The sequence below is a fragment of the Niastella yeongjuensis genome, from assembly GCF_900110245.1.
Classification (GTDB): domain Bacteria; phylum Bacteroidota; class Bacteroidia; order Chitinophagales; family Chitinophagaceae; genus Niastella; species Niastella yeongjuensis.
On sequence record NZ_FOCZ01000002.1, the window covers coordinates 750070 to 770748 of the forward strand.

At 46.2% G+C, this 20679-nt stretch carries 13 protein-coding genes; all 13 read left to right on the forward strand.

Features of this window, described 5'->3' with window-relative positions; all coding sequences use genetic code 11:
• Positions 1-9 precede the first annotated feature (9 nt).
• The 13 genes from BMX95_RS07740 to BMX95_RS07805 all read left to right on the forward strand — a co-directional run bounded on the left by BMX95_RS07740 (position 10) and on the right by BMX95_RS07805 (position 20677).
• The gene (locus tag BMX95_RS07740; protein ID WP_081201534.1) at positions 10-1623 is read left to right on the forward strand and encodes a DUF5123 domain-containing protein; all 1614 of its coding nucleotides are present in this window, start codon (positions 10-12) and stop codon (positions 1621-1623) included.
• 58 nt (positions 1624-1681) lie between these two features.
• Positions 1682-3070, forward strand: a complete 1389-nt coding sequence (locus BMX95_RS07745) for a pectate lyase family protein (RefSeq protein ID WP_081201536.1) — start codon at positions 1682-1684, stop codon at positions 3068-3070.
• 185 nt (positions 3071-3255) lie between these two features.
• Positions 3256-3990 carry a rhamnogalacturonan acetylesterase gene (locus BMX95_RS07750; RefSeq protein ID WP_081201538.1) on the forward strand — a complete coding sequence of 245 codons (735 nt, stop codon included), beginning with the start codon at positions 3256-3258 and terminating at the stop codon, positions 3988-3990.
• A 114-nt stretch (positions 3991-4104) separates the two neighbouring features.
• Positions 4105-5019, forward strand: coding sequence for an alpha/beta hydrolase (locus BMX95_RS07755; RefSeq protein WP_081201540.1), 915 nt, complete (start codon positions 4105-4107; stop codon positions 5017-5019).
• A gap of 41 nt (positions 5020-5060) precedes the next feature.
• Positions 5061-6056: a pectinesterase family protein gene (locus BMX95_RS07760; protein ID WP_081201543.1), complete on the forward strand. Its 996-nt coding sequence runs from the start codon at positions 5061-5063 to the stop codon at positions 6054-6056.
• A 130-nt stretch (positions 6057-6186) separates the two neighbouring features.
• Positions 6187-7791 (forward strand): glycoside hydrolase family 43 protein, encoded by a 1605-nt coding sequence (locus BMX95_RS07765; protein WP_081201545.1) that lies wholly within the window; start codon positions 6187-6189, stop codon positions 7789-7791.
• Positions 7792-7926: 135 nt separating this feature from the next.
• The gene (locus tag BMX95_RS07770) at positions 7927-8523 is read left to right on the forward strand and encodes an RNA polymerase sigma-70 factor (protein WP_081201547.1); all 597 of its coding nucleotides are present in this window, start codon (positions 7927-7929) and stop codon (positions 8521-8523) included.
• Positions 8524-8602: 79 nt separating this feature from the next.
• The gene (locus tag BMX95_RS07775; protein ID WP_081201549.1) at positions 8603-9697 is read left to right on the forward strand and encodes a FecR family protein; all 1095 of its coding nucleotides are present in this window, start codon (positions 8603-8605) and stop codon (positions 9695-9697) included.
• A 147-nt stretch (positions 9698-9844) separates the two neighbouring features.
• Positions 9845-13117 carry a TonB-dependent receptor gene (locus BMX95_RS07780; RefSeq protein WP_081201552.1) on the forward strand — a complete coding sequence of 1091 codons (3273 nt, stop codon included), beginning with the start codon at positions 9845-9847 and terminating at the stop codon, positions 13115-13117.
• Positions 13118-13144: 27 nt separating this feature from the next.
• Entirely contained in the window at positions 13145-14845 is a 1701-nt protein-coding gene (locus BMX95_RS07785; RefSeq protein WP_242673155.1) for a RagB/SusD family nutrient uptake outer membrane protein, read from the forward strand.
• Positions 14846-15312: 467 nt separating this feature from the next.
• The gene (locus tag BMX95_RS07795; protein WP_081201554.1) at positions 15313-16956 is read left to right on the forward strand and encodes a glycoside hydrolase family 28 protein; all 1644 of its coding nucleotides are present in this window, start codon (positions 15313-15315) and stop codon (positions 16954-16956) included.
• Positions 16957-17064: 108 nt separating this feature from the next.
• On the forward strand, positions 17065-19005 hold the full coding sequence (locus BMX95_RS07800) for a glycoside hydrolase family 88 protein (protein WP_081201555.1): 1941 nt from the start codon (positions 17065-17067) through the stop codon (positions 19003-19005).
• Positions 19006-19165: 160 nt separating this feature from the next.
• A complete protein-coding gene (locus BMX95_RS07805) occupies positions 19166-20677 on the forward strand; it encodes a tagaturonate reductase (RefSeq protein WP_081201557.1) in 1512 nt (503 codons plus the stop codon).
• Positions 20678-20679 lie beyond the last annotated feature (2 nt).

Consider the following 20679-nt stretch of genomic DNA (forward strand, 5'->3'; position numbering starts at 1 on the left):
ACTATTGAAATGAATAACTCATCATACAATTTAATAAAGTTGATTGTTCCGGTGCTTTTGTTTGCACAGGCAATCAGCTCCTGCAAAAAAGAGAAAGATGCCAGCAACGAACTGGTCCGTCAGTTTATGCCCATCGATATTTCTGTAACCGCCGGCGATACCATAGCAACCCTTTCCTGGCGCCCAGCCTTATTTACTTCAGGTAAAGAGGTGGAATATACATTGGAGTTGTCGCGCGACTCCCTGTTTTCGGCAGCCCCTGAATTTGCAATAAATACAAAAAATACCCAGGTAACTGTAAACGACCGGCAACTGGCGGTAAGACAAAAATACTATGGGCGGATAAAAACACTGGCTTACGGAAACAGTGAAGAATCTCATTGGTACCACAGCAGTGGCATGACCCCGCTCAGAGGTGAACAGTACTTCAGACCGTTTTTTGATGGGGAGCTTACGGAAGACAAAGTTACACTCAGGTGGCTGGTGAATCCCGGTGTTACTAAAATAACGCTTACACCTGCTACCGGTTCTCCCATAGAGGTGAATCTGGATGCAACAGACAAGGCTGCAGGTATAAAAACCATTGCGGGGCTATTGCCAAAAACATCCTACGATGCGGCTATTTTTGTTGGGCCGGCGCAAAAGGGATATTTGTCTTTTACCACATTTGCCGGTACGCCAACCGGGCCTAATGTAATACAGGTACAGCCAACCGACGACCTGGCTGCTATGTTAAAGACTCCGGTTGCACCTGGAACTATATTTGTTTTACAGCAGGGAACAAAATATAACAGCAATTCGACGTTTTTGCTGCCAGACAATGCCTCCTTTACCATTTGGGGACAGCCAGGACCACAGCGGCCCGTCATTTCTTTCAGCCAGGTAACCCTGCCCGTTAATGGTGGCGGCCTTATAAAATTCGAAAACCTCGATGTTACCGGTTATCAGAATGGGGATCCCGCACTGACCAAAAGAAGCTATTTCTTCAACCAGGGTACAACAACTACTACAGCTGAGATCAATTTTGAGAATTGTATTATCCATAATATGGTTAACACTCCGATACGGTTACAGGGAGCCAATCCAATCAATATTGAGAAATTGACAGTAAATAAATGTATTGTATATGATGTAGGGAACGGAGGCAACTATGCCTTTATTCACAATGGTGCTTCTGCTGGTAAGTTTAATAATATTGTTGTTACAAACAGTACTTTTTATAATATAGGCTATTGTGTGATCAATATGGTCACTACTATAAATTCTGCATCGGCTCAGGTGGACAATAATACATTTTATAATACCACCGGCGATAAACGCTATTTGATAGATTATAACACTTTCACTATTACAGGTGCTTTCTCGTTTGCCAATAATGTAATAGGCAAAACAGTCTTACCTACCGCGGCAGGTGATATTCGCTCAGTAACGGCCCCATCAGTAGGCCAGAATACCTATAAAACAACTGATGCGGTATTTACGGGTACCCCACTTTCAAGTATCATTAATTCCGGTATAACCAGTAATGACCTATTTGTAGATCCCGCCGCGGGTAATTTCATCTTTAAGGATGTGAATTTTACGGGCAGGTCCAGCAGCGGTGACCCCAGGTGGAGATATTAACAATTGAAAAATACCAGGACTGGTATTTTTGGTGCAGTTTTGTAAGAACTATTTGCGTATGATAAAGAGAATAAATGTTATTGGTACAGTTTTTTGTTGTTTATCCATGTTTTTTTCAGCCAAAGCACAAACCATTGCTTTCCCGGGTGCAGAAGGGTATGGTCAGTATACTACTGGCGGCCGGGGCGGAAAAGTGTATGTGGTGACCACCCTCGATGATAATGGCCCCGGAAGTTTACGGAATGCAGTGGAAGCAAATGAACCGCGTGTGGTGGTATTTGCCATTTCAGGTACCATTCATTTACAATCGAAACTGGAAATAAAAGGAAACATAACCATTGCCGGGCAGTCGGCGCCCGGCGATGGTATTTGTCTGGCCGATTACTCAGTGGGTTTGGCTGGTGATAACATCATTGTGCGGTACCTGCGGTGCCGGATGGGTGATAAAAACCAGCGCGGCGGTATGGTCGATGGCAATGGGGGCGACGACGCTTTTGGCGGCACCCGGCACAAGAATATTATTGTGGACCATTGCTCAGTAAGCTGGAGCACGGATGAGGTTTTCTCGGTGTACAATGGCGACAGTACCACCTTGCAATGGAACCTTATTGCGGAACCATTGAATTACAGTTACCATTTTGAAAAGGGCGATAAAGATTACGAGCACCATGGTTATGGTGGCATCTGGGGTGGCAAACATTTATCGGGCCACCACAATTTGTTTGCCCATTGCAACAGCCGCAATCCCCGGTTCAATGGCAATCGCCAGGGTATCGAAGAGAAGGTTGATTTTCGTAACAATGTGATCTACGACTGGGGTATTAACAGCGCCTATGCCGGTGAAGGCGGCACATACAATATGGTTAACAATTACTATCGCTACGGTCCCAATACCAATAAGAATGTAATGTACCGGATAGTGAACCCCTGGCGGAATACCAAATTGCCCTATGGGAAATATTTTTTAGAAGGGAATTTTATGGATGGTTCAACTGAAGTGACCAATAACAACTGGCAGGGCGTTTTTTTGGGTGAAAAGGAGGGCGATGATCCGGCCCTGGCAAAAGCCGAAGCGCCTTTTGTAGCTATGCCCGTCACCACCCAAAAAGCCAAAGAAGCCTATGAGTTGGTGTTGAAGCAGGTGGGTTGTAGTTTAAAAAGAGATACCCTCGACGCGCGGATCGTCAATGAGGTAAAAAAACGCGGCGGTAGCTTTGTCGATGTACAGGGCCATTACGCACATGGAACAGCATTTGAATCCACTGTAAACGCATGGCCGGCGTTGAAGTCATTACCTGCGGTACCTGATAAAGATCAGGATGGCATGCCCGATGCATGGGAAACAAAACATGCATTGAATCCTGCAGATGCCGGCGATGCATCGGCTTATAAACTGGATAAAAATTATACGAACATAGAGGTGTATTTGAATGGGTTGGTTAAGTAGGGTTGACAAGTTGACAAGTTAACAAGTTGACAAGTTAACAAGTTAACAGGTTGACGGGGTTTATAGGGTTGACAGGGTTGATAGCGAGGTTGTATTTCTCTCTGCCCTCTGCCCTCTGCCCTCTGCCTTCTGCCCTTTGCCCTTTGCCCTTTCTTTGCCCTGTTGAAATCACAAAATAAACAAAGATGAAAAGGATTCTTGCCATTGGATTAGTATTGTTAGCTGCATTTACGTTGCCACCCAAAAAGAAGATCACGGTTTGGCTGATAGGCGATTCAACGATGTCGATAAAAGAAACAAAATACTACCCGGAAACGGGGTGGGGAATGCCCTTTGTTTATTTCTTCGATTCCACGGTAAAAGTAGATAACCGCGCACAGAACGGCCGAAGTACCAGAACATTTATGGAAGAAGGCCGCTGGCAGCCGGTGGTAGATGCCATGCAGGAAGGAGATTATGTATTTGTGCAGTTCGGGCACAATGATGAGGTAAAAACAAAAAAGAGTTACACCACAGAAGAAGTATTTAAAACCAACCTGGTTAAATATATTACCGATGCCCGCAGCAAAAAGGTAAATCCGATATTGCTGACACCCGTGGCCCGCCGAAGTTTCGATTCAGCTGGTCACATTACAGGCACGCACGATGTATATGCGCAAATTGTGCGCAACGTGGCCAAAGAAAACAACGTGCCGCTGATTGACCTGGATAAAGAAGGGCAGGCCTTGTACCAGCAGTGGGGCGTAGAAAAATCGAAGTTGTTGTTCAATCAACTGGCCCCGGGGGAACACCCTAACTATCCACAGGGCAAAGAAGATAATACCCATTTCAGCGAACTGGGCGCCCGCATGATTGCCCAGATCGTTTTAAAGAATATCAGAAGCTTGAATCTTGAACTGGCAGAAAGAATAAGGAAGTAATTGAAGGGTTTCTTTGCCCTCTGCCCTTTGCGGATTCACGAGTACGAAAGCAACTATATAAAGAGGTGCTGCGTCTTTATCTCGCTAAGGGTTAATTTTATCAAAACAGGCCATATGAATGTCAAGCTCACTTCATTACTAGTTGCATTGGTACTGGGCTCATTGGTTGCACAGGCACAGGAGTTTATTCCTTTGTGGCCTGCCGGCAAAATGCCCAATACAAAAGGCATGAAATTAAAGGACAGTATCAACAACGAACGATTGTTTCAGGTAGGTACGCCGGGTATGACGGCTTTCTTCCCCTCTATCCAGGAAAATAAACAATGCGCCGTCATCATTTGTCCGGGTGGCGGATATCACCATGAGTCATTTCAGATAAGCGGTTTTCAACTGGCCAAGTGGTTTAATACGATGGGCATTACTGCCTTTGTATTGAATTACCGCCTGCCACTTTCACCAGACCTGGTACATCGCGAACTGGGGCCAATACAGGATGCAGAACGTGCCCTGCGCATCGTTCGTGCCAATGCCGGTAAATGGAATTTACAATCAAACAAAATTGGCATTATGGGCGTATCGGCGGGCGGCCACCTGGCGGCCTGGCTCGGCAATACCCCTGATGATGTGGCCGCCATCGGCGATTCATTAAATAATGTTTCTTATCGTCCGGATTTTACCATCCTGGTATCACCGGTGATCACCTTAGGAAAATACGCCCATAAAGGCAGTGCTGAAAATTTGCTGGGTGCCAATCCCTCAAAGGAAATGATTGATAAATATTCCATGGAACTGCAGGTTAAACCCACCACACCGCCCTGCTTTATTGCAGATGCATTCAATGACAAAGCAGTTGATCCCCGTAATAGCCTGATGTTCTATCAGGCATTGCTCGACAAAAATATTCCCACCAGCTTTCATGTATTTCCCCAGGGCGCGCACAACATTGCCCTGCGCAATAATCCCGGTTCTACCCAGCAATGGACCGCTTTATGTGAAGCCTGGCTAATGGAAATGGGATTTGTGAAATAGCTTATACGAACTCAATAACATACAAACTCAATAACAAAGGGATGAAAAGAATCTGCTTTCTCTTATTTTTACTCGTGCCCGTTATTTATTCTTTTGCGCAGCAACAAACGTATCCAAAGTATTTAACGGTTGCACAGGATGGGAGTGGAAACTATAAAACTATTCAGGAAGCCGTAAATGCCATGCGCGATTTTTCCCAGAAACGTGTAATCATCTTTATCAAAAAAGGAGTTTATCATGAAAAACTGGTAGTGCCGTCATGGAAAACAAACATTGCATTGGTAGGGGAGAGCCGCGATAGCACCATCATCACCAATGACGATTTCAGTGGCAAGCCGCTGCCGCATGGCCGGGATACCGCATCGGGTCGCGATAAATACAGCACTTTTAATTCTTACACCGTAATAGTAAAAGGCAATGATTTCAGGGCTGAAAATCTTACTATACAAAATACAGCAGGCCGGGTTGGGCAGGCGGTTGCCCTGCATGCTGAAGGCGATCGTTGCGAGATCCTGAACTGTCGTTTACTGGGCAACCAGGATACCTTGTATGTTGGTATCGATAGCAGCCGCCAGTATTATAAAAATTGTTTTATAGAAGGTACCACCGATTTTATTTTCGGACCGGCCACCGTGGTGTTTCAAAATTGTACCATCAAAAGCCTGATGAATTCTTATATCACAGCCGCTTCTACCACCCCACGGCAGGCATATGGATTTGTGTTTTTTGATTGCACGCTCATTGCAGATACAGCTGCGCATAAAGTATTACTGGGCCGTCCCTGGCGCCCGCATGCAAGAACCGTTTACATCAATACAAAAATGGGTGAGCACATTGCCGCCGCTGGTTGGGACAACTGGCGCAATCCCGAGAATGAAAAAACAGCCTTCTATGCAGAGTACGAAAGCAGTGGCCCCGGCGCCAATACAACCGACCGCGTTGGCTGGTCGCATCAGCTAACCAAAAAGGAAGCGAAGGAGTATACCCTGAAAAATATCTTTGGTGACTGGGCTCCGCAGGAGCAGTTGACACGTTGATTAGTTAACAGGGTTGAAAATGTGGGTGGGGAGGCCGCGTTGAGTTTTGTCTGCCTTTCATCTTTGCCCTCTGCCTTCTGCCCTTTGCCCTTTGCTTTTCATCATAGACAACTGACGAAACACGACATAAATGAAGAAACTGTTTGTACTGAGTTTATCTCTCTTAAGTTTAACCACCATTGCTCAACAACCCTATGTATCGAAAGTATGGGTGGCTGACAACAAAAACGGCACCTATAAAAATCCGGTGTTGTATGCCGATTATTCCGATCCCGATGCATGCAGGGTGGGCGACGATTATTATTTAGTAGCATCCAGTTTTGATGGAGTTCCCGGATTGCCAATTCTGCATTCAAAAGATCTGGTAAACTGGACCATCATTGGCCATGCCTTAAAACGCCAGCCGCCCTTCGAGCATTTTTCAAAAACTCAACATGGCAATGGGGTTTGGGCGCCGTCCATCCGTTATCACAATGGTGAGTTCTACATTTATTATCCCGATCCCGATTTCGGTATCTATGTGTTGAAATCAAAAAACATCAACGGTCCCTGGACGGAGCCCATTATGGTAGAAGCCGGCAAAGGATTGATAGATCCCTGTCCGCTGTGGGATGATGACGGCAAAGTTTACCTCGTTCATGCCTATGCAGGCAGCCGCGCCGGTATAAAAAGTGTGCTAGTGGTAAAACAGCTCGATGCTACGGGTACCAAAGTACTGGATGGCGGTGTACTGGTTTTCGATGGGCACGATACCGACCCCACACTGGAAGGTCCTAAGTTTTATAAACGCAATGGCTATTATTACATCTTTGCCCCGGCAGGTGGTGTGCCCACCGGCTGGCAATTGGTAATGCGGTCGAAAAATGTATACGGTCCTTACGAAAGAAAAGTAGTGATGGACCAGGGCAGTTCTGCTATCAATGGCCCGCACCAGGGCGCCTGGGTAACCACGCAAACCGGTGAAGACTGGTTCCTGCATTTTCAGGACCTGGAAGCATACGGCCGGGTAGTGTTGTTGCAACCGATGAAGTGGGTGAATAACTGGCCCGTGATCGGTATAGACAAAGATGGCGATGGAAAAGGCGAGCCGGTAGCAACATATAAAAAGCCGAATGTTGGAAAAACATACCCGGTACAAACGCCGCAGGAATCAGACGAATTTAACGATCTCAAAATGGGATTGCAATGGCAATGGCAGGCCAATCCCAAACCCTTCTGGGCTTTTCCCGGAAATGGTTACCTGCGTTTATTTTCTGGCATGGTACCCGATTCAACCAAAAACATGTGGTTTGTGCCCAACGTGCTGATGCAGAAATTCCCGGCCCCTGAGTTTACAGCAACCGTTAAGCTGGATTTTAAACCCCGGCTGGCTGGTGAAAAAACCGGACTGATCGTGATGGGATCTGATTATGCCTTTATTGGACTGACCAAAAAAGAAGATGGCATTTATCTTTCCTTTGTGATCTGTAATAAAGCCGAAGGCGGTAAACCAGAACAGGAAAAGATGATTGGAAAAATATCCGGCGCCACTACTTATTTACGCGTACAGGTAAGCAACGGCGCCAAATGTAATTTCTCGTACAGTGAAGATGGACAGCATTTTACTTCCGCCGGTGAGGTGTTTTCCGCTGTGCCTGGCAGATGGATCGGCGCCAAGGTGGGGCTGTTCTGTACCCGCACCACCATCACCAACGATGCAGGTTGGGCAGATATAGATTGGTTTAGAGTTGAATAATATAATATGTAAAAGACCTGTCAGGTGGACTGCATTAGCTTGAATTATCAAGATGTCAAAGTCCACCTGACAGGTCTTTCATTATAAATAAAAAATGCCTACATTTAACCCCGATTGATTGCATATTGAAAAAGTATGACCATTGGCCTGCCACATATTCAACAGGGTATCCATGCCGGAAACGAACAATGTCTGGCGGAGCTGTACAAATTATTCAGTAAACGACTGCATCATTTTGCCCGCGTAATCACCCGTTCGCCGGAATTGGCAGAAGAAATAGTGGAAGATGTGTTTGTGAAAATATGGAGTAATCGCCAGCGCATAAACGAAGTAGAGAATCTCACCGTATATTTATATGTAGCAGTAAAGAACAGGGCCCTGAATGCCATTTCCCAAAAAGCTACGGAACTGATCAAGGCGCCTTTCGATGACCTGGATATAGAAACCGGTCAGGTTGTTACCGATCCCTATAACCTGCTGGTCACTGCCGAAATGATGAAACGCATGCACCAGGCAGTAGAAAATTTACCTCCCCGTTGTAAAATGATCTTCAAACTGGTTCGGGAAGACGGCCTCAAACACCGTGAAGTAGCCGAAATTCTCAATATTTCCCTCAATACCGTCGATGTTCAAATGGCCATCGCTATTAAGAAGATATGTACCGAGTTGCAAGTCAGTAAAAGGTCAGAAGGCAGAGGGCAGAAGGCAGAGAGAAATACAACCTCACGATAATATTTCCCCTAAAAAATATTTTAAAAACACTTAATGGTCTTTTTCCAAACGCCTGTCCTTACAGATAACAACGGCGCAAATGGAAACACCCGAAAGAATTTGGTTCTTACTGTCTCGCAATTTGAGCGGCGATGCTACTGAACAGGATAAAGAAGAGTTGAATGAACTATTGCAACAGCATCCCGAGCTGATGCAACAATACGATATACTGCACCAGTTATGGTCGGTAAATGCGCCTGCAAGCGAAGAACCTGTCACCAGCGACAAACTCAACCGCATTTTACAACTGGCCGAAGCAGAAGCCGCCATTGAGCAGCCTGCATCCCCGGTAGTACATATTAAAAAACGGCGTAAACTATATTGGGCGGCAGCTATCGTTACCACGCTGGCAGTAAGTGCCTGGTTGTTGGTAACCTGGAATAACAAACAGCAGGGCCTGGCCGCTAATGAAGTGGTGGCACCCAAAGGAAGTAAAACCCGCACCATTTTACCAGATGGCTCTACCGTTTGGCTGAATGCCGGTTCCCGTATTGTATATGCGAATTTCAATGGGCCGGAACGCGAGATCACGCTCGAAGGTGAAGCTTACTTCGATGTGGTACAGGTGATGTCTGCTACCACACATCAGAAAAAGCCATTCATTGTACATGCCGGTGCTATCGACATCAGGGTGCTGGGAACCGCCTTTAACGTAAAATCGTATCCGGAAGAAAAAACAATTGAAACCACCCTCATCAGGGGACTGGTACAAATAACCCGGAAGGGCGATGCAAAGGCCGCTCCTGTTTACCTGCATCCCAATGAAAAAATTGTATTACCCGCCAGCAGTACCGAAGGGGTAACAGCCAAAGAAGCGGTAACGGCCACTAACCAGCCGGCTATAAAACAAATCATTCACATCGACAGTACCATAAAGGAAAGTGAACATATTGAAACCGCCTGGGTGTACAACCGGCTCGAATTTCGTGGCGACAATTTTGAGCAGTTGGCCCAGAAGCTGGAAAGATGGTACAATATCAAGGTATATTTTGATGATGCAGCTGCCCGTCAATTGGTGTTCAATGGTTCCCTGCAAAATGAAACCGTGGAGCAGGCATTTATGGCCTTAAAAGAAGCGGTTCCCTTCGATGTAAGAATAGTTAACAATGAAGTATTTATAAAATCGACGAAATAAATATGGATACCACGTAACCAAAAAAACGGAGAATGTTGGCAGCATTCTCCGCGTATTACAGGTTAAAATTGTTCTGATGTGTTTTCTCCACAACCCGCTGGCAGGCGGGCGGGGAAGTGATTTCTTAACCCATAATAATACTAATGTATGAAAAGTTTTAGAACGGGCATAAAAAGCCCGTTGCTTTCCAATGCGCTGCTTGTTATGAAAATAACTACTTTCTTATTACTTGTTGGTGTGCTGCAGGTGTCGGCCCGGGGATTCGGTCAGGATAAACTGAACCTCCGGTACAAGAATGCTGAAATAGCCGGCATCCTCGTTAATATCGAGAAGCAATCCAACTATCGGTTTCTGTACAATAATCAATTGTCGGCCATCAGACAAAAGGTGACCATCAACCTGGAGAATGTAGACATTCGTCAGGCGCTCGACAATTTATTCTCCCAAACTATATTGACCTACCGGTTTATGGCCAGCGGCCTCATTGTGATCAATGAAGACGCTGCCCGCCAGGCCGCTGAAAGAAAGATAACGGGAAAGATCACCGACCCAAACGGAGCGCCGCTCTCAGGCGTAACGGTAACCATAAAAGGAACGACAAAAGCCACCACCACCAATGAGCAGGGTGTGTTCGCCCTCACTGCCGATGATAACGATGTACTGGTGTTCTCGTATGTAGGATTCGATACCCAGGAAATAAAAGTGGGCGACAAAACGCAGGTCAATTTGTCGATGGCCTCTGCCGCATCGAGCCTCGAGAACATTGTAGTGATCGGCTATGGTACCGTAAAGAAAAGAGACCTTACCGGAGCCGTAGTATCACTCAAAGGCGATGAAGTAAAAAAAGTAGCAGCAGGCAACGTAATGGAAAGCGTACAGGGTAAAGTGGCCGGGGTAGACATCACCCGTACCAGTGGCGGCGCCGGTTCAAACGTGAATGTAACCGTACGGGGTAACCGGTCGATCCTTGCACAAAATACACCGCTGTTTATAGTAGATGGGATCCAATATGCAAACTTTCAGGATATTAACCCCAACGATATTCAGTCGATGGAAGTGTTGAAAGACGCTTCTTCCACGGCTATTTATGGATCCCGCGGTGCCAATGGTGTAATCATCATTACCACCAAACGGGGCGCCAGTGGAAAAGTAAGAGTGGCGGCCAATGCTTATTATGGGGTGAATAAGGAAACAGGTTATCCCGTTCCAATGAACGGTCCCCAATATGCCGAGTTAAAACGCCAGGGCGCCCGCACTGCCGGTACCTGGAAATCTCCGGCAGATGATGCCAGCCTGTTTAAGGCAGATTTTACAGCAGCAACAGACGGAACTTCAACCTACTGGCCCGGCCTCTTATTAAAAGACGGTTCCCAGCAGGATTACGGGGTGAATGTTGCCTCGGGTAGTGATAAAACAAAAGTGTTCTTCTCATTCGATTATTTTAAAGAAAAAGGATTACTGAACAATGATTTCTCCGGTCGTTATACGTTACGCCTGAACATCGATCAAACTGTTATTGGAACGTTTAAAGTAGGATTGCAAAGCCAGCTAACTTATTACGATGAAAACAGACGTACCGATAACGTATTGACCGTAGCTAACAAAGTAATACCTTACTACGTTCCATATGCGGCTGATGGTTCACTGATCAGGCTGCCGGGTAATGCCAACCAGGTAAACCCGCTGCTGGAAGAACAACCAGGCGCATATATCAATGAAACCAATACTACCCGCATCTTATCTTCTGCTTATGCAGAATGGAAACCCTTCAGCAGCCTTACCTTGCGTTCGAACCTGGGCATAACCAACGGTAGCTCCCGCAATGGTTCGTTCCTGGGTGAAAACACCATTACCCGCTTTAACTCAACCGGGTCGTTTGCAAAAATTACCAATGCCACCCAGGCCGATCTTATTTGGGAAAACATCATTACCTGGAATAAGAAGTTCGGCGATCATTCCCTGGACCTCACCGCTGTTACCAGTTATATTTCCAGCAAACAGGATAGCTCTTATGCGCAGGGAACAGGGCAGCTTATCCCGGGCCAGAGTTGGAATGCATTGTTGAACAATCCGTTGAATTTGGGTATCTGGAGTAATTACATCGGCAACAACCTGGTATCAGGCGCCTTCAGGGTGAATTATGGTTATAAAGGAAAATACCTGTTAACGTTAACCGGCCGGGCCGATGGCTCCTCTGTGTTATTGAAAGAGAACCGCTGGTCATTCTTCCCTTCTGCGGCAGTAGCCTGGCGGATAATCGATGAGAATTTTATGCAGGAGCAGAGTATATTCAGCGACCTGAAATTACGCGCCAGTTATGGCGTAGCCGGTAATGCAGCCGTTAAACCTTACTCTACTACCACAGGTTTAATCCTGATACCTTATTCATTCAACGATATCAGTATGCTGGCCTATGGGTTTGACCCGCAAAACGGTAACCGCAACCTGAAATGGGAACTGACAGGTACGCAGAACATCGGGTTAGACTTCGGTTTGTTCAAGAACCGGATCACCGCCAGTGTTGATTATTACGATTCAAAAACCCGTGACCTGTTGTTGCTGCGCCCGCTGCCGGGTTCATCGGGCCATACCAGAGTGGTAGAGAACGTGGGTAAAACCCGTAACAATGGGATAGAAGTTTCGCTGCGCACCGTGAATGTACAAACCAAAGACCTTACCTGGTCAAGCGCTATTTCTTACACCCGTAATAAAGAACGTATTACTGACCTGTTGAATGGTAAAAATGATGTGGCTGGTGGCCTGTTCATCGGTTCACCCGTAAGATCGTTCTATGACTTTAAAAAAGAAGGCATCTGGCAAACAGCCGATTCTGCACTGGCCAGAAGTTTTGGTTATAAACCCGGCGACATTCGTGTAGCCGACCTGAGTGGTGATAAAGGCCAGCCCGATGGTAAACTGGATGCCACGTATGACAGGACTGTAGTAGGTTCAGCGGTGCCCAATTATACGCTTGGATTCAGCAATGATGTCAGCTATAAGAACTTCGACCTGAATGTATATGTATTCGCCCGGATAGGACAAACCTTTGTTTCGGATTATGCCAACAAATTTGAACCAAACGCTATTGAAAATGGCGCCAACGTCAACTACTGGACACCGGAAAACCCAACAAACGACTATCCCCGCCCGAATGCAAATATTTCAAGAGCCGCCATGCCATTTGCTACCACGCTCGGTTACAAGGATGGTTCTTTTGTAAAGATCAGGAACATAACCCTCGGTTACACGCTTCCCAAAACATTTACCCAAAAGTTCCATGTCAGCAATTTACGCTGGTATGTAAGCGCCAAGAACTACTTCACATTTGCCAAAGAAAAGGATTATGATCCGGAAGGTGAAGGTTCATTCGAACGGCCATTGACCAAATTGTTGGTTACCGGGTTAAATATTGAATTCTAAACTTTATTCATTCTAGATATAATTAAAATGAAAAACAGTATAAATAAAGTCATGGGTTTCGTGCTGGCGGGATCCCTGGTATTTACGGCGTGCGATAAAAAGCTATCAGAATATAACCCTACCGGTTTAACACCCGATGTTACTTATACAACTGCTAAAGGTTTTGAAACATTGGTGAATGCTACTTATACCTATACCCGTTTTTGGTATGGAAAAGAAGAAGGATATGGGTTATCGGAAATGGGTACCGACATCTGGACCAATGGTACGGGCGACGTGTTCCCACAATTATCCCGGTATGATAACCTGCAGGGTAGTAACACAACGGCATTGAACCTGGAGTGGGATAATTTTTATGCAGCTATATATTTATGTAACACGGGTATCTCCAAAATTGGCGGCATCCCGGATTATACAGCAAAGCAAAAAACACAACGCGAAGCTGAATTGCGCTTTATGCGTGCCTTCTATTACTGGCATATTGTAGAAACCTGGGGCGGTGTACACTTTACAACCGAGGCTACAGCACCCGGAGTAATTGAATCAACCGCCAACAAAACACCGGTTGAAACTTTCTACACCCAGATATTTGAAGACCTGAATTTTGCCGTAAAGAACTTACCGGCTACTGCTACTGACTACGGCCGGCCTACGGCTACTATTCCTGTGGCCAAAGCATTTTTAGCGCGGATGTATTTAACCCGTGGCATGAACGCAGAAGCGGCTGCCATGGCAGATGATTTGATTAAGAATCCGGATTATATGTTGCTGCCTAAGTTCGCCGATTTGTGGAGCATGAGCAATTTGAAGAACAAGGAAGTGATCTGGTCCATTGATTATTCAAGCAACCTGGCCAATAACGACCTGGTTTCATCTGCCTATCCCAGTGGCCATAGCCGTGGAAGCAACAACGGTCATATGTTATTCACGCAGGTGTATGATCAGGTGAATACCAGCCTGCTGATCCGCGATATCCCCAATGGCCGTCCGTTTAACCGGTATATGCCCACCAAGGCTTTGCTGGACCTGTTCAATGAAAACGACGATGCCCGGTACCAGGCTTCCTTCCAGGTGGCCTGGTTGTGCAATAAAGAAGCCCGTACTGCCGGTAACTCTTTCAATACAAAAGATACTTTCGATTTCAAGCTGGGCGATACCGTTTGCTATACTTCAAAAAGTACGCTTACGGCCGCTTCGATGAATGCCAAACATTATACTACTTACGATATTTCGCGGGTGTACAATGCCGCTGGTGTTCCAACAAACAGAAAGTTCTATATCTCGCTGAAGAAGTTCATGGACCCCACCCGTGGTTCGTTTAATGAGGCCCAAAGTGCCCGTGACGTATTTGTGATCAGGCTGGCCGAAATGTACCTGATTGCGGCCGAGGCCAATTTCAACCTCGGCAAGCCCGATGTAGCAGCAGGGTTACTGAACACCTTGCGTACCCGGGCAGCCATTCCAGGCCATGAGGCTGCCATGCAGATCACACCCGCCCAGGTTACCCTCGATTTCATCCTCGATGAACGGGCACGCGAGCTGTGTGGTGAACAATTGCGCTGGTTCGACCTGAAACGGACGAATAAATTAATGGACCGGGTTACCAGACTAAACCCCGATGCCGCCCAATACATAAAGGCGTACCATACAGTGCGGCCAATTCCGCAATCACAAATAGATGCAGTTACTAATAAGAACGAATTCACCCAAAATCAGGGTTATCAATAGCAGTAAAAGAGTCACAAGCCAGGTTTTACTACAGGAGGTTTCTTTCACAATTTTGCTGGCAGTCGCGTAAAGGGGTATGGTTCTGGGTAATTTTACGTTGATTGCCAGCATTTTATTTCCCGCCGGGTATGTTATCGTTGCCGGTAACGTTTGCGTAAATAAAAATCCATATTCGTTTCGGTGGGTTTAAATATCTGTGTACACTTGCCCTTGAAAAACAGGTATTTCGAGTTACAGGTTGCAGGTTTCAGGCTTCAGGGACCGTTTTTCCCCTGTATCCTGCAACTTGTAGCCTGTAACTTCTATCTTAATTCGATTGCCTTGCAGCATACATATTGCAAATTTTATTACCTTTTCCATAAACAAAAACTACTGCAAACGTACGCGCAAATCGCTAAATCAACGGGTTGGTCCCGCTGGGTCCAAAACCTTTGCATTTTAAAATTTTTTGAAGTAAACATCGTGTAATGAACAATTGGTTTAAAGCAGCAGCAGTATTAGGTTTAATGGCTTGTTCAACCGGCTTAATGGCCCAAAAACTACCGGTTATCCAGCAAACCAGTTTCAAAAAAGATTCTACCTATATTACCAAATTTGGAGCAATTGCCGATGGTCAAACGTTAAACACGAAGGCCATCAATGCCGCCATTGATGCCTGTAATAAAAAAGGGGGTGGGGTAGTGGTTGTGCCAGCCGGTCTTTGGCTTACCGGTCCCCTCGTTCTGAAAAGTAATGTGAACCTGCACTTGAAAAAAGGGGCCATGTTACAATTCACCAAAGATTTTAACCAGTACCAGCTGGTAGAAGGCAACTGGGAGGGTATTCCCCAAATGCGTAACCAGAGCCCTGTATCGGCCACCAATGCCACCAACATCGCCATTACCGGTTTTGGTGTTATCGACGGCGGCGGCGAAGCCTGGCGCCAGGTAAGAAAAGAAAAGCTCACAGAAAGCCAGTGGAAAAAATGGACCTCACAAGGTGGGGTGGTAAGTGCCGACGGCAATTCCTGGTACCCCAGTGAACAATGGTTACAGGCTACTAAAATGAAGAACGCCGGTGAAATAACACCCGACAAAACACCGGAATTCTATAAAAGCATAAAAGATTTTCTGCGTCCCAACCTGATCGTGATCACCAAATGCAAAAAGGTATTATTAGAAGGTGTAACCTTTCAAAACTCGGCAGCCTGGTGTTTGCACCCGCTTATGAGTGAAGACCTCACCGTAAGAAACGTTACCGTAAAAAATCCCTGGTTTGCACAAAATGGCGATGGCATCGATGTAGAAAGCTGTAACCGGGTTTTGATCGAGAACAGTTCATTCGACGTAGGCGACGATGGCCTTTGTATGAAAAGCGGTCGTGATGAAGCCGGCAGAAAAAGAGGTATGCCCACCGAAAATGTGATCATCCGCGATTGTAAGGTATATCATGCGCACGGCGGTTTTGTAATTGGCAGTGAAATGAGCGGTGGCGCCCGCAACATCTGGGTGGACAATTGCACGTTTATTGGCACCGATATAGGCCTGCGGTTTAAAACAACCCGCGGCCGTGGTGGCATTGTTGAAAATATCTACATCAACGATATTCAGATGATCGATATTCCCGGCGAGGCCATCCTGTTCGATATGTATTATATGTCGGTTGACCCTGTTGCCCTGGCTGGTGAAAAACGCGAGTTGCCCAAAGTAGAAACCCTGCCCGTAACAGAAGCAACGCCTCAGTTCCAGAACTTTGTAGTAAAGAATGTGGTTTGTAACGGCGCGGCCAAAGGCATCTTCATCCGCGGTATTCCCGAAATGCATGTAAAAGAGGTACACCTCGAAAATATGATGCTGCAGGCCGACAAAGGCATCGACATTCAGGAAGCATCGGGCATTACCCTTAAAAATGTTACCATCCTGAGCAAGGAAACCAATCCGGTGGTAGACATCATCAACAGCGACCGCCTCACTTTTGATAAACTGACCTATAAAAAAGATGCTGAGTTGTTATTCCGCGTGGCTGGCGACAGAACAAAGAATATTAACATACAAAATACCGATGCTTCAAAAGCCAAAGAAAAGATCCAGTATGAATTTGGCGCATCGGCACAGAATGTAACCATAAAATAAAAGAAGGTGTGTCACGGTTCGTTTGCCGTGCACATGTAACCGTGGCACACCCTGGGCTCTTGCAACCTGAACCTTGCAAATTGCGACTTGCAACAAAAAAATACTAACATGAAGTTTTCTCGTACGTTGATTGCCATTAGTACACTAGTAACGGTGAACAGCTATGCCCAACAGGGAACAGCCGTGTCGGGAGTAGCTACTACAGCAAAACAGAACTGGTCACAGGGAATGGCAGCTTCTGTAATGGGCTGGTGGAACGATACCCTGGCTAAAAAGCCTGCTCACTGGAGCTACGATATGGGCGTTGTATTAAAAGGAATGGAAGCATTGTGGAAAGCAACCGGCGATGCCACCTACTTCAAATACATCCAAAAAAGTATGGATGCATGGGTGAATGAAGATGGTACTGTCAGAGGCTACGATCCCCATGAATTCAATATCGATAATGTAAACGATGGCAAACTGCTGCTGACCTTATACCGCGCCACCGAAAAGGTGAAGTATAAAAAAGCGGCCGATTTATTACGCAGCCAGTTACAAAACCACCCCCGTACAAAAGAAGGCAGCTTCTGGCATAAAAAAGTGTATCCCTGGCAGGTATGGCTCGATGGTTTGTATATGGGCCAGCCCTTTTACGCCGAGTATGCCATGCTGTTTGGAGAAGATACCGCTTTCAATGATATTACCCGCCAGTTTGCAGCCATTGAGCGGCATACACGCGATCCCAAAACCGGGTTGTTGTACCATGGCTGGGACGAATCGAAAGAGCAAAAATGGGCCAACAAACAAACCGGTAACTCTCCGCATTTCTGGGGCCGCGCATTGGGCTGGTACGGAATGGCACTGGTAGATGCACTGGATTATTTCCCCACCAATCACCCCGGCCGCGATACCCTCGTTGGCATTTTGAACCGCTTTACCAAAGCCGTTATCAATGTACAGGACGCCAAAACCGGTTTGTGGTACGATATAGTTGATATGCCAACTACCCCAAAGAACTATCTGGAAGCATCCGCATCAAGCATGCTGGTGTATACCATAGCCAAAGGCATTCGCAAAGGCTACCTGCCCGCTACTTACTGGGCAAACGCCAAAAAAGGATACGAAGGAATTGTAAAAACATTTGTTGACAAAAACGACAAAGGCGAAGTGCAATTAAAAGGCACTGTAAAAGTATCTGGCCTGGGTGGTAACCCTTACCGCGACGGCAGCTTTGAATACTATATGGGTGAACCGGTAATTGTGAACGACTGGAAAGGTATCGGTGCGTATTTACTGGCTGGTGCTGAAATGGAAAACATGCCAGCCGAAATGCCCGGCAAAGGCAAAACGGTTACGGTTGACTATTACTTCAACCACGAAGACAAAAAAGAACTGAACGGGTTTCAATACCCCACCCACTATACCTGGAATGAAATGAGCAACAACGGGTTTAGTTTACTGGGGGATATCTTCAGCAGCTACGGCGCCAAACTCAGTACGCTGGAAGCGGCACCTACAGCAGCCAACCTGGCTAAAACCGATGTATACATCATTTGTGATCCCGATGGATTGAAAGATAACAAGAACCCCAATTATGTGAACGAAGAACACGTGAAGGCGATCACTGCCTGGGTTCAAAAAGGCGGCGTATTGATCTTAATGGCTAACGACAGTGCCAATTGCGACCTGGTTCATTTCAATAAACTGGCCAACGCATTCGGCATCACCTTCAGTAACCGCGGCCGCAACTTTGTACAGGGCAGCCAGTACGAAACAGGGGTAGTATCTATTGCCGCGGGCAACGAGGTGTTCAAACAAACCAAAAAGGTTTACCTGAAGGAGATCAGCATCCTGGAAACAAAAACGCCTGCCAAACCATTGGTAAAAGCAGATAACGATATTGTGATGGCGACCGCCAAATTAGGCAAGGGAACCGTGTTTGCAGTAGGTGATCCCTGGCTGTATAACGAGTATACCGATGGCCGTAAAATACCCGCGGAGTATGAAAATGCCAAAGCAGCTTATGAATTAGCTAAATGGGTATTGCAGCAAGGCGTAAAGAAGTAATACATTACCGGCTGGTTGTCATCATACTAAAGGGTGCATGGCTGGCAGGTGGTAGGGAAGTGCAGGACAGAATTTTGAAGAATAGTGTGCATTTTTATGGGATGGTCATTTTTGAGCCCACGAATAACAAAAAAGAATTATAAAAATTAAAGCGTAGAGTATGATCCTTTCGAGGTACAACCTGAAAAATATCAGTGCGCAGGATATAGAAGCACCTGCAGATTCAGTTTTTGATCTCCCTGAAAAAGTATTGCAGTTTGGTACTGGCGTATTATTGCGCGGCTTACCGGATTATTTCATTGACAAAGCCAACCGCCAGGGCGTTTTCAATGGCCGGGTGGTAGTGGTGAAGTCAACCGACAGCGATTCTTCAGCATTTGATAAACAGGATGGATTATATACTCAATGCGTACGTGGTTTGGAAGGTGGTAAAACGGTAGTTGAGAACATCATCAACTCATCTATCAGCCGTGTGCTGAGCGCAAAAGACGAGTGGAGCGAAATTCTCCAATGCGCCCACAACCCCAACATGCAGATCATTATCTCCAATACTACCGAGGTAGGTATTCAACTGGTACAGGACGATATCCATCGCCTGCCGCCCGTTAGCTTCCCCGGTAAACTGCTGGCATTTTTACTGGAGCGCTACAAAGCGTTCGACGGCAGCCGCCAAAGCGGTATGGTGATCGTTCCCACCGAACTGATCCCCGATAATGGTAAAAAGCTGGAATCTATTGTACTGGAACTGGCGCATTTGAATGGTCTGGATGACACTTTCATTCAGTGGCTGGAAAACTGCAACTACTTCTGCAGCTCCCTGGTTGACCGAATTGTACCCGGTAAACCCGATAACGCTACCCGCGAGAACCTGGAAAAACAGTTTGGATACAAAGACGAGTTGCTTACCATGAGCGAAGTATACCGGCTTTGGGCCATCGAGGGCGGTGAGCACATTAAATCAGTGCTGACTTTTGCCTCAGTGGATGAAGGCGTGGTGATTGCCCCCGATATCAACCTGTTCAGAGAACTGAAATTACGTATGTTGAATGGTACGCATACTTTGTCGTGCGGACTGGCCTACCTGGCTGGCTTCGGCACTGTGAAACAGGCTATGGACGATGCGGCCATGCAAACATTTATCAGCCGTTTAATGTTAAATGAGATAGCTACCGGAATTCCATATGATGTAGAACAGGGCGTTACCCAAACGTTTGGAAGCAAAGTACTGGATCGTTTCGCCAATCCCAATATCGAACACCACTGGATAAACATTACCATGCAATACACTTCAAAAATGAAGATGCGTAATGTGCCCGTGATCCTGAAATATGCAGAACGGGTAAAAACAGTGCCTGAGAATATTGCGCTTGGTTTTGCCGCTTATCTGTTATTTTTGAAGCCTGTAAATAAGAAACAGGACAAATTCTACGGCGAGTGGCAGGGAAAAGAGTACCATATCCAGGACGATTTTGCTCCTTATTTCTTTGAAAAATGGAGCAAACTGGAGCCAGCCCAGCTGGCCGATGAGGTACTGGCTGATACCAACCTGTGGGGAGCCGACCTGAGCGCCATCCCTGGCTTTGCCCAGGCTGTAAAAGACAACATGGCCGCATTACTGGAAAACGGGGCAGCTAAAACAATTCAACATCAGACCAAAAAAGTATTGGCATAAAT

Bases quoted from the DNA above. Each gene is read 5' to 3' on its own strand.
- BMX95_RS07740 (WP_081201534.1), top strand. From the start codon at position 10: ATGAATAACTCATCATACAATTTAATAAAGTTGATTGTTCCGGTGCTT.
- BMX95_RS07745 (WP_081201536.1), top strand. From the start codon at position 1,682: ATGATAAAGAGAATAAATGTTATTGGTACAGTTTTTTGTTGTTTATCC.
- BMX95_RS07750 (WP_081201538.1), top strand. From the start codon at position 3,256: ATGAAAAGGATTCTTGCCATTGGATTAGTATTGTTAGCTGCATTTACG.
- BMX95_RS07755 (WP_081201540.1), top strand. From the start codon at position 4,105: ATGAATGTCAAGCTCACTTCATTACTAGTTGCATTGGTACTGGGCTCA.
- BMX95_RS07760 (WP_081201543.1), top strand. From the start codon at position 5,061: ATGAAAAGAATCTGCTTTCTCTTATTTTTACTCGTGCCCGTTATTTAT.
- BMX95_RS07765 (WP_081201545.1), top strand. From the start codon at position 6,187: ATGAAGAAACTGTTTGTACTGAGTTTATCTCTCTTAAGTTTAACCACC.
- BMX95_RS07770 (WP_081201547.1), top strand. From the start codon at position 7,927: ATGACCATTGGCCTGCCACATATTCAACAGGGTATCCATGCCGGAAAC.
- BMX95_RS07775 (WP_081201549.1), top strand. From the start codon at position 8,603: ATGGAAACACCCGAAAGAATTTGGTTCTTACTGTCTCGCAATTTGAGC.
- BMX95_RS07780 (WP_081201552.1), top strand. From the start codon at position 9,845: ATGAAAAGTTTTAGAACGGGCATAAAAAGCCCGTTGCTTTCCAATGCG.
- BMX95_RS07785 (WP_242673155.1), top strand. From the start codon at position 13,145: ATGAAAAACAGTATAAATAAAGTCATGGGTTTCGTGCTGGCGGGATCC.
- BMX95_RS07795 (WP_081201554.1), top strand. From the start codon at position 15,313: ATGAACAATTGGTTTAAAGCAGCAGCAGTATTAGGTTTAATGGCTTGT.
- BMX95_RS07800 (WP_081201555.1), top strand. From the start codon at position 17,065: ATGAAGTTTTCTCGTACGTTGATTGCCATTAGTACACTAGTAACGGTG.
- BMX95_RS07805 (WP_081201557.1), top strand. From the start codon at position 19,166: ATGATCCTTTCGAGGTACAACCTGAAAAATATCAGTGCGCAGGATATA.